The sequence below is a fragment of the Dactylosporangium sp. NPDC049525 genome, from assembly GCF_040676755.1.
GTDB lineage: Bacteria > Actinomycetota > Actinomycetes > Mycobacteriales > Micromonosporaceae > Dactylosporangium.
Genome location: NZ_JBFAPO010000012.1, coordinates 96,549 through 108,902 on the forward strand (window position 1 = coordinate 96,549; position 12,354 = coordinate 108,902).

Annotated in this window: 15 protein-coding genes and 1 pseudogene; 6 read left to right on the forward strand and 10 right to left on the reverse strand. The window is 71.5% G+C overall.

The genetic code is table 11. The annotated features are described in order from the left end of the window. Positions 1–51: 51 nt before the first annotated feature. Positions 52–639: an STAS domain-containing protein gene (locus tag AB0K00_RS19630; protein WP_363522597.1), complete on the reverse strand. Its 588-nt coding sequence runs from the start codon at positions 637–639 to the stop codon at positions 52–54. Positions 640–796: 157 nt separating this feature from the next. Between AB0K00_RS19630 and AB0K00_RS19635 the strand changes: the two genes are divergently transcribed. The 3 genes from AB0K00_RS19635 (at position 797) to AB0K00_RS19645 (ending at position 3,976) form a co-directional block, all read left to right on the forward strand. After that, on the forward strand, positions 797–1,603 hold the full coding sequence (locus tag AB0K00_RS19635; protein ID WP_363522598.1) for an SDR family NAD(P)-dependent oxidoreductase: 807 nt from the start codon (positions 797–799) through the stop codon (positions 1,601–1,603). Further along, positions 1,600–2,844, forward strand: a complete 1,245-nt coding sequence (locus tag AB0K00_RS19640; RefSeq protein ID WP_363522600.1) for a PP2C family protein-serine/threonine phosphatase — start codon at positions 1,600–1,602, stop codon at positions 2,842–2,844. The genes AB0K00_RS19635 and AB0K00_RS19640 overlap by 4 nt, the downstream gene beginning before the upstream one ends. Positions 2,845–3,127: 283 nt before the next feature. Further along, positions 3,128–3,976, forward strand: a complete 849-nt coding sequence (locus AB0K00_RS19645) for an SDR family oxidoreductase (RefSeq protein ID WP_363522602.1) — start codon at positions 3,128–3,130, stop codon at positions 3,974–3,976. Between the two features lie 280 nt (positions 3,977–4,256). On the opposite strand, the gene AB0K00_RS19650 is transcribed toward AB0K00_RS19645, so the two are convergent. Then, positions 4,257–5,258, reverse strand: a complete 1,002-nt coding sequence (locus AB0K00_RS19650; protein ID WP_363522604.1) for a DNA topoisomerase IB — start codon at positions 5,256–5,258, stop codon at positions 4,257–4,259. A gap of 111 nt (positions 5,259–5,369) precedes the next feature. Between AB0K00_RS19650 and AB0K00_RS19655 the strand changes: the two genes are divergently transcribed. Next, positions 5,370–6,206 carry an MBL fold metallo-hydrolase gene (locus AB0K00_RS19655; protein ID WP_363522605.1) on the forward strand — a complete coding sequence of 279 codons (837 nt, stop codon included), beginning with the start codon at positions 5,370–5,372 and terminating at the stop codon, positions 6,204–6,206. Positions 6,207–6,260: 54 nt separating this feature from the next. Here the strand turns inward: AB0K00_RS19655 and AB0K00_RS19660 are convergent, their stop codons facing one another. The 7 genes and pseudogenes from AB0K00_RS19660 to AB0K00_RS19690 form a co-directional block, all read right to left on the reverse strand. Beyond that, a complete protein-coding gene (locus AB0K00_RS19660; protein ID WP_363522607.1) occupies positions 6,261–6,527 on the reverse strand; it encodes a hypothetical protein in 267 nt (88 codons plus the stop codon). Then, positions 6,505–7,152 carry a cytochrome c oxidase assembly protein gene (locus AB0K00_RS19665; RefSeq protein WP_363522609.1) on the reverse strand — a complete coding sequence of 216 codons (648 nt, stop codon included), beginning with the start codon at positions 7,150–7,152 and terminating at the stop codon, positions 6,505–6,507. The genes AB0K00_RS19660 and AB0K00_RS19665 overlap by 23 nt, the downstream gene beginning before the upstream one ends. Before the next feature lie 21 nt (positions 7,153–7,173). Continuing rightward, complete coding sequence (locus tag AB0K00_RS19670; RefSeq protein ID WP_363522611.1) at positions 7,174–7,290, reverse strand: DUF2243 domain-containing protein; 117 nt, start codon at positions 7,288–7,290, stop codon at positions 7,174–7,176. Positions 7,291–7,447: 157 nt separating this feature from the next. Next, positions 7,448–7,570, reverse strand: a pseudogene (locus tag AB0K00_RS19675) (DUF2243 domain-containing protein); the annotation flags it as partial. Next, entirely contained in the window at positions 7,567–8,736 is a 1,170-nt protein-coding gene (locus AB0K00_RS19680; RefSeq protein ID WP_363522612.1) for a zinc-dependent alcohol dehydrogenase, read from the reverse strand. The gene AB0K00_RS19680 and the pseudogene AB0K00_RS19675, both read right to left, overlap by 4 nt. Further along, the gene (locus tag AB0K00_RS19685) at positions 8,733–9,185 is read right to left on the reverse strand and encodes a hypothetical protein (protein WP_363522614.1); all 453 of its coding nucleotides are present in this window, start codon (positions 9,183–9,185) and stop codon (positions 8,733–8,735) included. Before AB0K00_RS19685 ends, AB0K00_RS19680 begins: the two co-directional genes overlap by 4 nt. Further along, on the reverse strand, positions 9,182–9,322 hold the full coding sequence (locus tag AB0K00_RS19690) for a hypothetical protein (protein ID WP_363522616.1): 141 nt from the start codon (positions 9,320–9,322) through the stop codon (positions 9,182–9,184). Before AB0K00_RS19690 ends, AB0K00_RS19685 begins: the two co-directional genes overlap by 4 nt. Before the next feature lie 152 nt (positions 9,323–9,474). Here AB0K00_RS19690 and AB0K00_RS19695 point away from each other — a divergent pair, with 152 nt between their 5' ends. After that, on the forward strand, positions 9,475–10,692 hold the full coding sequence (locus AB0K00_RS19695) for a hypothetical protein (protein ID WP_363522618.1): 1,218 nt from the start codon (positions 9,475–9,477) through the stop codon (positions 10,690–10,692). Beyond that, on the forward strand, positions 10,685–11,236 hold the full coding sequence (locus AB0K00_RS19700) for a hemerythrin domain-containing protein (RefSeq protein WP_363522619.1): 552 nt from the start codon (positions 10,685–10,687) through the stop codon (positions 11,234–11,236). The genes AB0K00_RS19695 and AB0K00_RS19700 overlap by 8 nt, the downstream gene beginning before the upstream one ends. Before the next feature lie 202 nt (positions 11,237–11,438). Here AB0K00_RS19700 and AB0K00_RS19705 read toward each other — a convergent pair whose 3' ends face one another. Beyond that, positions 11,439–12,305 carry a type II CAAX endopeptidase family protein gene (locus tag AB0K00_RS19705; protein ID WP_363522620.1) on the reverse strand — a complete coding sequence of 289 codons (867 nt, stop codon included), beginning with the start codon at positions 12,303–12,305 and terminating at the stop codon, positions 11,439–11,441. Positions 12,306–12,354 lie beyond the last annotated feature (49 nt).

Here is a 12,354-nt window from a genome sequence, read left to right on the forward strand (position 1 = left end):
AGGGGCAACACGCCGTTCACGGCGCCGCCCGGGCCGCCGCCCACAGCCGGCCTATCCGAGTGGTGTCCCCACGGCCAGCAGCGGCCTGACCGGTACGCAGGAGCCACGCCCCTGCGGCAGCGGCACCCGTTCGGCCGCGCCGGTGCGCACGTCCACGCGGATGACGGCGCTCGGCGCGAAGCGGATCGACCGGTATGCGCCGGCCCGCACCGCAGCCGCCGGCGTTCCGTACCGGCGACACGCCACCGGCCGGCGGCCCCGCCGGCTCTTAAGGCGTGTTTCGTCGACCGTGACGTACGGGGGTAGCACCCGGATCAGGTTGGTGATCTGCAGGACACCGGCAACCATCGGCCGGGCCACCGCCAGGCGGAGCCAGCCACCGGCGGAGGTGAGGTTCGTCAGCGTCCCCGCCAGCAGGTTCAGCCCGCTCGAGTCGCACGTCGGCACCTCGGACAGGTCGAGGATCAGCCGCGGACACGGACCGCAGCAGAGCAGGTCCAGGATGTCGGCTAGCGGCTGCAGGGTGTCGTAGAGCATCTTGCCGACCACGCGGATGACGACCGGATCGCCGTCCTCGACGACTGCCACCTCGAGGCGGTCCTGCGGCGACGACCCGTCCCGGATCAGTGAGAACTCCACGATCGCGAGCGTAACCGGATCGTCCCGCCGCGGCGCGTCCGGCCGCGGCGGGTGTGTTTCCGGGTGAGACGCGCGGGTAGGCGTTCAGCACGATCTCGACGTTCGTGACGGCCGTCCGCCTGTAGCGACCGGGTACCCGCGAAAGGAGCCAACCACCATGAGCGCACCGACCGCCGAACGTCCCCTCGCCGTTGTCACCGGCGCCAGCAGCGGTATCGGCTACGAGCTGGCCAGACAGTTCGCCGAGCACGGGTTCGACCTGCTGATCGCGGCCGAGAACACCGGCATCGAACAGGCCGGCGCCCAATTGCGTCGTGACGGCGGCCGGCAGGTCCAGACGTGCCGGGTCGACCTCGCGACCTACGACGGTGTCGAGCGGCTGTACCAGGACATCGAACGGACCGGGCGCCCGGTCGAGGCGATCGCCATCAACGCCGGCCGCGGTGCCGGCGGCGACTTCACCCGTGACACGGACCTGCGCGACGAGCTCAACATCATCGACGTGAACGTCACCTCGACAGTGCACCTGGCCAAGCGGGTGCTGCCGGACATGGTCCGCCGCGGCGCGGGCAAGGTGCTGTTCACCTCCTCGATCGCCTCGACCATGCCGGGTCCGTATCAGGCGGTGTACAACGCGTCGAAGTCGTTCGTGCAGTCGTTCTCTGAAGCGGTCCGCAACGAGCTGAAGGACACCGGCGTCACCGTCACCTCGCTGATGCCCGGTCCGACCGACACGAACTTCTTCGAACGCGCCGACATGACCGACACCAAGGTCGGCGCGGCGCCGAAAGACGACCCGGCGAAGGTCGCCGAGCAGGGCTTCGAGGCGCTCATGAAGGGCGACGACCACGTCGTGGCCGGCTCGTTCAAGAACAAGGTCCAGGCGATGGCCGCGAAGGCGATGCCGGACACGGTGAAGGCGGAGATGCACCGCAGCATGGCCGAGCCCGGATCAGGCACGTGACGGCAGCGGGCGATGGCCCGCGCTGGCGGGCGGTGGTGGCCGACCTGCTGGGACGGGCCCGTCTCGCGCAACCGGACCAGCTCGCCACCGCGGTCGCGGCTGCCGCCGCACCGCTGCACGTGGACGTCTGGATGTACCTGGTCGATCAGCAGCAACGGGTGCTCTGCCCGGTGCCGCGGCCGCCGGTCGAACCCCCGCAGCCGCTGGCGGTCGAGTCGACGGTCGCGGGCCGGGTGTTCATGACCGTGCAACCGCAGCTGTCCACGGCCGACGGCCGGCAACGGCTGTGGATGCCGCTGCTGGACGGCACCGAGCGCCTCGGTGTGCTGGAGTTCGTCGTCCAGGGCGGCGCCGCCGCCGTGGACGACCCGGATTTCCAGTCGGGATGTGACCTGCTGGGGCAGCTCGTCGGGCACCTGGTGGCGACCAAGGTGCCCTATGGTGACGCGCTGCTGAAGGTCCGCCGGACCCGGCGGATGTCCGAGGCGTCGGAACTGGTGTGGCGCCTGCTGCCGCCGTTGACGTTCGTCTGCGAGCGGGCGGTCATCTCCGCGATCCTCGAACCCTGCTACGAGGTGGGCGGTGACGGCTTCGACTATGCGGCCGACGGCTCGTCGCTCTACTTCTCGATCTTCGACACCGCCGGCCACGAGCTGCGGGCCGGCCTCGGCACCGCGGTCGTGATGTCCGCGATCCGGGCCGCGCGGCGCGCCGGCGACGGCCTGTACGCGATGGCCCGCGCCGCGGACCGGGCCCTGGAGGCGCACCTGCCGGAGCTGCGGTTCACCACCGCCGTGCTCGGTGAGCTGAACCTCGACACCGGCCGGCTGCGGTACGTCAACGCCGGCCACCCGCAGCCGCTGCTCATCCGGCACGGGAAGGTGGTGCGCAGCCTTGCCGGCGGACGGCGGATGCCGCTGGGCCTCGACGACCCGCAGGTCGAGGTCGCCGAGGAGATGCTGGAACGCGGCGACCGGCTGCTGCTGTACACCGACGGGGTCACCGAGGCACGGGAGCGCGGCGGCGGCCCCGTCACCGTCGACGGCCTCATCGATCTCGTCGAACGCAACGTCGGTCGGCTACCGGCACCGGAGACGCTGCGCCGGCTGTGCCATGCCGCGCTGACGCGTTTCGACGGGCCCCCGCGGGACGACGCGACGCTGCTGTTGCTGGAGTGGTCGGGGGACGCGGTCGAGGCCATGGAGCCCGTGGACGGCGCGGCACCAGCCGGTGACCCCTGACCGGACGGCGGTGCTGGTTCACTGCCGGGCCGGCGGGAGGGCCCGCATGCCGCCATCCACCCGCATCCGCATGGACGACACCGTGCCCCTGCTGATGGCCGCTTCGCGCGGCTGCGGCGGACGTCCGGCCGTGCAGGGTCGTGACCTGCTGCTCGGTGTGGTTGCCGGGGCAGGGAACTCCGCCTGCTCGCGACGGTGTTTGCCGCGGCACGCGGCGGGAAGGCGGGGAGATGACCCGGTGTGGGGACGCCGGAGCACCGGCACGGATGAGTGAGGAGCGCTCATGCCTGACACGCAAGCTGACGAACCGACGCAACGACCGCCCGGCAGTCTGGAGGCGATGCGCCGCCGGCCCGACCACGGGGAGGACTCCTACCGCGGCTCGGGCCGGCTCGCCGGCAAGCGGGCCGTGATCACCGGTGGCGACAGTGGCATCGGCCGGGCCGTGGCGATCGCGTTCGCCCGCGAGGGCGCCGACGTGCTCATCGCTTACCTGAACGAGGACGACGACGCTCGTGAGACCGCTGCGCTCGTCGAGGCCGCCGGTCGCCGTGCCGTTCTCGTCGCGGGTGATCTCGCCGACCCGGGCCACTGCCGGGAGATCGTGGACCGGGCCGTCGAAGCATTCGGCGGCATCGATGTGCTGGTCAACAACGCCGCATACCAGATGACTCACGAGACCCTCGAAGAGGTCACCGACGAGGAGTGGCAGCACACCTTCGACGTCAACATCACCGCGATGTTCCGGCTCGTACGCGCCGCGCTGCCGCACCTGGACACCGGGTCGTCGATCATCAATACGAGCTCGATCAATGCCGACGCGCCCCGGCCGACGCTGCTGCCGTACGCGACGACGAAGGGTGCGATCGCCAACTTCACGGCGAGCCTCGCTCAGATGCTCGGCGAGCAGGGTATCCGCGTCAACGCTGTCGCTCCGGGGCCGATCTGGACGCCGCTGATCCCGTCGACGATGCCGCCGGAGCAGGTCGCCGAGTTCGGCAAGAACACCCCACTGGGCCGCCCCGGCGAGCCGAAGGAGGTGGCGCCGGTGTATGTCCTGCTCGCCTCCGACGAGGCCAGCTACATCTCCGGTGCACTGGTCCCGGTTACCGGCGGTAAACCGATTCTGTGAGTCTTTGCGGCCAGCGCGAATTCGGGCACCGTCCTCGTTTGTTGCATCCGGCAGCCCGGCGGGTAGAGACACGTGGCGTGGGACGGTGCCATCCGGAGGCAGCCACGATTGGGGGGCCGGCTGCCGGAACGGAGGTGTATACGTCCCGAACGGCCGCGCCGCCGGCAAGGTGGCGCGCCGACGGCGGGACCCGTGGCAGGGGGGATGCGGGTCCCGCACCGTCGCGGGCCCGCAGGTCGGCAGTCTTCTCGTGGGGCGCGGACCGGCGCCGGCCAGCGTGTCAGCGGTCGGCGAGCAGGTTCATGACCTGCTGCTCGGTGTGGTGGGGCGCATCCTGGCCGCCTACGAGGACGTCGACGGTGTCGCCGTCCTCGTAGGCGGCCACGACGCGCGGATCGACGTAGGAGGCGCGCGCCACGGCCGGGGTGTTGCCGAGCAGGTCGGCGACCTCGCGCATGGCCCTGGACACGGCTCGTTTGCGTTTCGCGGCCGTCGGCTGCGGGCCGGCCTCGGCCAGGGTCTCGGCGGCCTTGACGGTGCCGTGCCAGGTGCGGAAGTCCTTGGCGGTCATCTGTTCGCCGGTCAGTTCGCGCAGGTATTCGTTGATCTCGGCGGCGTCGATCACGTGCCACTGCCGCGCGGCCGGGTCCCAGTAGGCGAAGAGCCGGTCCTCGCCGCCCCGGCGGCGTTTGAGCGCTTGCAGGACGGCGCAGACCTCCCCGTCGCCGACCCTGCCGGCGTGCTCGACGCCGGACTTGCCGGCGAACTCCAGCACCGCGCAGCCGCCGTCGCTGCGCACGTGCTCGGGCCGGATCGTGGACAGCCCGTAGGACGGGTCCTCGTCACGGTCGGCGTAGCGGGCGCTGCCGACGCGGAACATGCCCATGTCGAGCAGGCAGATGACGGCGGCGAGGACACGTTCGCGGCGCAGGCCCCGGCCGCCGGTCAGGTCCTCCCGCAACCGGTCGCGCAGTCCCGGAAGCCGTTCGGCGACCTCGAGCGCGTGGTCGAACTTGGCCCTGTCCTGCTGCTCGCGCCACCGCGGGTGGTAGAGGTACTGCTTGCGCCCGGCGGCGTCCACGCCGGTCGCCTGGATGTGTCCCCGGGCGTCGGTGCTGACCCACACGTCGGTCCAGGCGGGCGGGATCACGAGCGCCGCGATCCGCGCCTTCTCGTCGGCGTCCTTGAGTACTGAGCCGTCCGGGTGCAAGTACGTGAAACCGGACCCGGACCGGCGCCGGCGGTATCCGGGTCTGCTGAGGTCAGTTCGCCGCAGCCGCACGTCTCGGCGGGTACCCGGCACCGGCATCGACAAACGCCGGATCCGTCCGCCACCCGCGGGCGGCGCGCCACGGCACGTGTCGGAGCGCCGCGGCTGGGTAGCGCCGCGGATATGCCTACCGACAACGGCCCCGACCCGCGCTCCGGGGCAGACGCCACCGCAACCTTCATCGGCAACGCCACGGTGTTGCTGCGGCTCGGCGCGTTCACGCTGCTGACCGATCCCAACTTCCTGCACGCGGGCGAGCGCGCCTATCTGGGCTACGGCATGTGGTCCAGGCGGCGCCTGGATCCGGCGCTGGAGATCGGGCAGCTGCCGCCACTCGACGGGGTCGTACTGTCGCACCTGCACGGCGACCACTTCGACCGGGTCGCCCGCCGCGGACTGCCCAAGACGCTGCCCATCGCCACCACCTCGCAGGCCCGACGCAGGCTGCGCAGATGGCAGTTCACTGAGGCTGTCGGCCTGCAGACCTGGCACAACGTGGTGTGGCAGCGGGGCAGGGACATCGTGCGGGTCACCGCCGTCCCCGCGCAGCACGGCCCGGCCGGCGTCCACCGGGCGCTGCCCGAGACGATGGGCACGATCATCGACTGGGAGCGCGACGGTGAACGGCTGCTGCGCCTGTACCAGAGCGGGGACACCACGTACCACCCGCGGAAGCTGCACGAGATCCCGCAACGGTTTCCCGACGTCGACGTGGCCCTGATCCACCTCGGTGCCACCCGCATCCTCGGTCTGCTGCTCACCATGAACGGTCGGCAGGGTGTGGCGCTGTCGAAGCTGATACGGCCGCGCGGCATCCTGCCGGTCCACTACGACGACTACCCGGTGATGAAGGAGCCGCTGGCCCGGTTTGTGGACCTGGCGCGTGCGGAGCACCTTCCGGTGCGGACGTTGCAGCGCGGCGAGACCATCGACCTGGCCGCGGTGGCCCGCGCGGTGTGACTCCGCGGTCTGACTCCGCGGTCTGGGTCCCGACCGGCGCGGCGGGTCAGGGCGTCATTCTCGGTCGACGTCGATCGGGTCGTGCTGACCGCCGTCCGGCGTCTCCGCGCCGGGCATCGCACCGGTCGGGTCGATCTGGCCGTCGTAGTTGAACACGGAGTACGAGGTCCCGCCGCGCTGCTGCCGCTGGTTGGTCAGCACGTACTTGTGGATGAAGCCGTCGATCTCGAGTTCGACGACGGCGGCACCGGCGGAGCGCACGAGCAGTCCGTCGCGCGGGCCGCCGGCCAGTATGACGTCATGGTTCGTGTCGGTAGCCATGTTCCGTGGCTACCCGCCGGATGTGGCGGAAAACACGTCGGCGCCGCCGGTACACCGGCAGGAACAGCATGACGAGCAGCACGATGTCGACCGCGTCACCGGCGTAGTACATCAGCTGTGCACCGGACCTCGCCTCGCCGACCGGCACGCCGAGCGGTGGGTGGGCGTAGAGGAACTTCGCCAGCACGCCGTGCGCGGCCAGGAACGCGACCAGCACGACCGCGCGGGTTTCCCAGGCGGCGCGGTGCGGCGCCGGGTCCGGGCCGACCAGCGCGAAGGTGAGCAGGCAGCCGGCGAGGAACACGTGCGCGTGCACCAGCGGGTGCCCGCCGACGCGGGCGTACAGCGGGGTCGCGTACAGCAGCCACAGCCCACCGGCGTTGAGGACCAGCGCCGTCACCGGGTGCCCGGCGAGCCGGGCCGGTGACGAACGCAGCACCCGCGACACCCGCCGCGCGTGCCGCGCCGGCACGGCCCGCAGCAGCCCGGCGGACCAGCTCAGCGTCCGCCACACCGGCCACGGCCGCCGCCTGGGCAGCAGCTGCAGGGCCGGGTAGCCGCACAGGCCCGCGAGCAGCAGCAGGCCGACCGCGGAGACGACCGCGGCGCCGCCGTGCTCATGCACCCTGCCGTCGCCGTTCGCGGATCAGAGCGTCGCCCCGGCGAGCAGCATCACTACCGCGATCACGTTCCAGGTCCAGTCGTACCGGGCGACGTCGGCCACGTAGCGGATCTGGTGCAGTCGCATGAGCTTGTGCTGCACGGTGCGTCGTACAGCTGGAAGGCCCCGGCGCCGAGCAGCAGACCGGCCCGCCAGCGGGCCGGATCGACGGCCTGCCGCCGGCGCAGGTCGGCGAACAGGAACAACCCGCGACGGTGGCGAACCGGCCGAACGCGTGGAAGATCCCGTCGGAGACGAGACCGGCGGCCGGCGTGGACCGATCGTAGAAGTGGTGCCAGTGCAGCAGCTGGTGGAACACGGTCTCGTCCACGAACGCCGCCACACCGACACCGAGCAGGGCACCGGACACCTGGTTCCTCATGGCGTGAAGACGGTTCGGACGCAGCCGTCGACCTTGTTCTTGAAGATGTCGTAACCGTCCTGTCCCTGCTCCAGGCTCATGGTGTGGGTGGCCAGGTGTTCCGTGGTGAGCTCACCGCGGGCCATCCGGTCCAGCAGCATCGGGATGTACCGCTGGCCGTGCATCTGGGCCGCGCGCAACGTCAGACCCTTGTTCATGACCGCGCCGAGCGGGAACTTGTCCACCACACCTGCGAACACGCCCAACACGAAGACGCTGCCACCCTTGCGGCAGTTGTAGATCGCCGCCCGGACCGCGGCCGGCCGGTCGGACTCCAGCCGCAGCTGTTGCTTGACCATGTCGTAGGCGTGTTGCGGGCCCGACGTGTGCGCCTCCATGCCGACCGCCTCGATGCAGACGTCGGGACCCCGCCCGCCCGTGCGTTCCAGCAGCTCCGCGCCGATGTCGGTGCGCTCGTAGTGCAGCGTCTCCGCGCCGACGTGCCGCCGCGTCATCTCCAGCCGGTAGTCGTAGCGGTCGATGCTGATCACCTGATGCGCGCCGAGCAGCATCGCGGCGCGCGCCGCCATCTGCCCGACCGCGCCGGCACCCCAGACGGCCACCACGTCGCCCGGCTGCACGCCGCCGAGGTGCGCGCCCATCCAGCCGGTGGCCGCGGAGTCGGAGGCGAACAAGGCCCGCTCGTCGGAGACGCCGTCCGGCACCGTGAACGCGCCCACGTCGGCGAACGGCACCCGTACGTATTCGGCATGGCTGCCGGCGAAGCCGCCCATCGCGTGGGAGTAGCCGAAGCAGCCGCCGGGCGCCGCGCCCCACAGACGTTCGGTGATCACGGGGTTGGTGTTGCCGTTGTCGCACAGCGAGAACTCCTCACGCTCGCAGTGCCAGCAGCGCCCGCACGAGATGAACGACGACACGACCACCCGGTCGCCCGGCCGGTGCCTGCGGACCTCCGCGCCGACCTCCACGACGTCCCCGATGAACTCGTGCCCCAACACGTCACCCTGCCGCATGAACGGGATGTACCCGCCCAGCAGGTGCAGATCCGAGCCGCATGTCACGGTACGGCGGACCCGCACGATCGCGTCGCCGCTGTTGCGCAGCACCGGATCGGGTACCTCCTCGACCGCGACCTTGTTCACGCCCTCCCAGCACAGCGCCCTCACAGCCGGCCCTCCTCATGCCCGTGCCGGGTCGCGTACGTCAGCGGCGCCCCGGTCACCGTCGGGTGCGTCGTCGCCGGCGCGTCGGGCAACAGCACCTCACCGACCTCGGCGAGCGAGCGTGCCTCCCGCAGCGCCCGCCGCAGGTGCCGGATCATGTCCCGGTCCGCACCTGGCTCGGCCCGCACCGCGACCTCGGTGCCCCGGCCGCCGGGCGCCGGACGCACCCGGATCTGCACGGGGAAGTCCAGCTCGTCCAGCGGGGCTGGCTTCGGACCCAGCTGTTCCGGCGTGCGGTTGATCGTGACGCTGTGCCAGCGGTCCGCGTCCGAGCGGCCGCGGGTGACCATCGGGCGCACGGTGCCGGCGCCGCCCCGCCGCCGGGCGGCCGCCGCGACTCCCGCCCCTGCCGCGGCGGTCACGGCGGTGACGATCAGCAGTCCGCGCTTCACGGCCGCTTGCCCTGTCCGGTGTACCGCCGCGCGGCGCCGTGCCTGTCCGCGAGGGTCCCGGCCTGTTGCCGGTCGTTGCTCATGCCGTCCTCCAGGTGGGTGAACCGTCGTTGCCGGTCGGTCCCTACCCGGCGCATGCCCGTCGATGCATGCGCGGACCGGATTTCTGCCTCGGCGCCGCCGCGGGCTCGGTCACTCTCGGTGCCCATCGGTCAGCGACCTGTGTTTGCCCGCCGGACCTGCGGGTATTGGCGCGCCTCGTTGCCGAAGTACCACGTGAGGAGCAGGCATGTTCAACCCACTCGAACACCAGGGGATCCCGTTGCAGCAGCAGCTGCGCAGCTGGCGGGAGCTCAACGTGCAACCGATCGACCCGGAGGCCGTCGACCCCTACACCCGCTGCCGCATCATCACGATGAACGGCATCGAGGTCGAGTCGATCATGTTCTCGCACCAGTTCGCCCGTGTCTGCCCGGACCAGGAGGTCAGGCGGCAGCTGGCGTACACCAGGTACGTGGAGAGCCAGCAGCAGCGGGTGGTCAACTGGATGCTGCCAGGCGTGGCCAGCGTCCTGGAGACTACCCTCGGCTACGAACAGGTGGCCGTCGACCTGACCGCGTGGGTCGCCCGCCACGAGCCCGACCCGTACCTCCGGCAGGCCTACGAGTTCGGCGTCCTGGAGGACTTCGACCACCTGTACCGCTACGCGAACCTGTACGAGATGCTTGAGCGCCGCAAGGCGGAGAAGATCGTCGACGGGCTGACGGAGGTCATGCCGGGCCGTCCGACCGTCCTGGAGCACCGGCACCCGTTCGACGAGGTGCGCACCCCGTACGACAAGAACGTCGTCGACCCGCGCTCGAAGCTCAACGCGCTGACGATCTTGTCCGCCGAGCAGCAGGTGATGATCTATTACATGAACGTTGGCCCGCAGTACATGGAGCCGATCGCTCGGCAGCTGTACCAGGAGATCAGCATGATCGAGCAGGAGCACGTGACCCATTACGAGTCGCTGCTCGATCCCGGCGAGAACTGGTGGGAGCGGCTGCTGACCCACGAGTACAACGAATGCTGGCTCTACTACTCGTTCATGGAGCAGGAGAGCGACCCGCGGGTGAGAGCCGTGTGGGAGCTGCACCTGCAGATGGAGCTCGCCCACCTGCAACAGGCTGCTGAACTGCTGCGTCAGCACGACGGTCGGGAGCCTGAGCAGGTCGTCGGCTCCGCCGGGGTGCCGGAGCCGTTGCTGTTCGAGCCGAACAAACGGTACCTGCGGCACCTGCTCGCCACCCAGATGGACCTGACCAAGCTCGGCGAGGGTTACGTCACCGAGGCGCACGAGCGGTTCGAGTGGATGCAGCAGCAGCTGCACGAAGGTCAGCAGCCGCCGAGCGAGGAGGTCATCGAACAGCACCGTGGCATGTACGGCGACGAGTACCGCATCGAGACGGAAGGACCCCACCCCGTCGAGTCGCTGCGGGCGAAGGAAGGGGCTCGCCGTGCCTGACAACGACGACCTCATCGACGTGCTGCTGACCCAGCACGCGCAGATCGAGGAGCAGTTCGTGCTGGTCGCCGGCAGCACCAGCGACGCACGCCGGGACGCCTTCGATGACCTGGTGCGCCTGCTCGCCGCCCACGAGACCGCCGAGGAGGAGGTCGTCCATCCGCTGTCGCGGGGGCTGGCCGCCGCGGGCGGCGACGCGATGGTGGAGGACCGCCTCCTGGAGGAGCGGCAGGCGAAGGAGATGCTGACGGCGCTCGTCGACGGCGGCGTGGACGCCGAAGGGTTCGACGCGGGCCTCCTGGTGCTGCGTGACGCGGTCCTGGTGCATGCCCGGCACGAGGAGCGGTACGAGTTCCCGCACCTGCGCGCAAGCGTGCCCGCCGACCGGCTGCGCACACTCGCCGGCGTGCTGCGGGCCGCGGAGGCCGCCGCGCCGACCCGGCCCCATGCGGGCACGGAGACGGCGAAGGCGAACCTGCTCGCCGGCCCGCCGCTGGCGGTGATCGACCGGGTCCGCGACGCGGTTCGCCGCGCATCCGACTGACTGCGGCACCAACGGCGGACGATCGGTGTTGCCGTAGCCGCCTGGCTCTCGCCCGGCCCGGCCTGCCGATCGGCCAGCGGCGGCGCCACGCCGCCCGGCTTGTATCACCTGCGCCGGCCCCTACCGGGGGTGCACCGCCGCGCAGACCGCCGGGCACTGTGGTCTGCGCGGCGCGCTCGCAGCTGCGCATCGAGCGGGTGACTCACTGGTGCGCGGCCGGCGCACCCGCACCCGCGACCCGGCCGGCCCGGCGCCGCCGGGTCAGCTCGACGGCGACGGCGACGGCGATCCAGCCGGCCGCGGTGATGACGTTGAGCCGGGTCTTGTCGGCGCCGTGGAACAGCTGACTGGCGTAGCTGCCGCCGACCGCGTTGTTCGTCGCGTGGAACAGCATCGCGATGAGCACGCTGTCGCGGCCGAGGTGGAACACCGACGCGAGCACGACGCTGGCGGCGAGGATCACCAGCACGTCCGGCCACAAGATGTCGCCGGTGACGAACGACGGCAGGTGCCATCCGGTCCACAGCACGCCGAGCACGAGCGGACCGCCCAGACCGCCGAAGCGCCGCTCGAGCGGCGCCAGCGCGTACCCGCGGAACCCCGGCTCCTCCCAGGCGCCGCCGATCCCCGGGACGATCAGCAGGAGCAGCGCCGTCACGGGGATGCCGGTCCACGCGGTCAGGGCCGCCGCGCCGGGGTCGGCCGCGCCGGTCGCGAGGGTCAACCCGATCGCCGCCCCGCTCACCAGCAGCGGTACGCCGACCGCGGCGGCGTATGCCCGCACCGGCACCCGCCAGTGCAGCATGCCGGCCAGGAGCCGGCGCACACCCGGGCGGCCCTGGGTCACGGCCAGCACGACCAGCGCGGCGAGGAACGGCCCGATGCCGGTCTGGGCCGACGGCAGCCAGCCGTGGGCGTACAACGGCGCCGGCCACCACGCGAGGGCACACGACAACACGAAGAAGGTGAGCAGTGGCCGGCGGCGCACGAACCGCACGGCCGGGTTCGCGTGCCGCTCGACGGCGGCGGACGGGTCGGCGGCGGGCTGGATGATGTCGATGCTCGTCATGCCGCCGAGTCTCGCGCGGCCGGACGGCCGCCCGCCTCGGTCCGCAGCC

Coding starts and splice junctions, on each gene's coding strand:
- AB0K00_RS19635 (WP_363522598.1), top strand. CDS start 797: ATGAGCGCACCGACCGCCGAACGTCCCCTCGCCGTTGTCACCGGCGCC.
- AB0K00_RS19660 (WP_363522607.1), bottom strand. CDS start 6,527: ATGGCTACCGACACGAACCATGACGTCATACTGGCCGGCGGCCCGCGC.
- AB0K00_RS19705 (WP_363522620.1), bottom strand. CDS start 12,305: ATGACGAGCATCGACATCATCCAGCCCGCCGCCGACCCGTCCGCCGCC.
- AB0K00_RS19645 (WP_363522602.1), top strand. CDS start 3,128: ATGCCTGACACGCAAGCTGACGAACCGACGCAACGACCGCCCGGCAGT.
- AB0K00_RS19655 (WP_363522605.1), top strand. CDS start 5,370: ATGCCTACCGACAACGGCCCCGACCCGCGCTCCGGGGCAGACGCCACC.
- AB0K00_RS19690 (WP_363522616.1), bottom strand. CDS start 9,322: ATGCGCCGGGTAGGGACCGACCGGCAACGACGGTTCACCCACCTGGAG.
- AB0K00_RS19695 (WP_363522618.1), top strand. CDS start 9,475: ATGTTCAACCCACTCGAACACCAGGGGATCCCGTTGCAGCAGCAGCTG.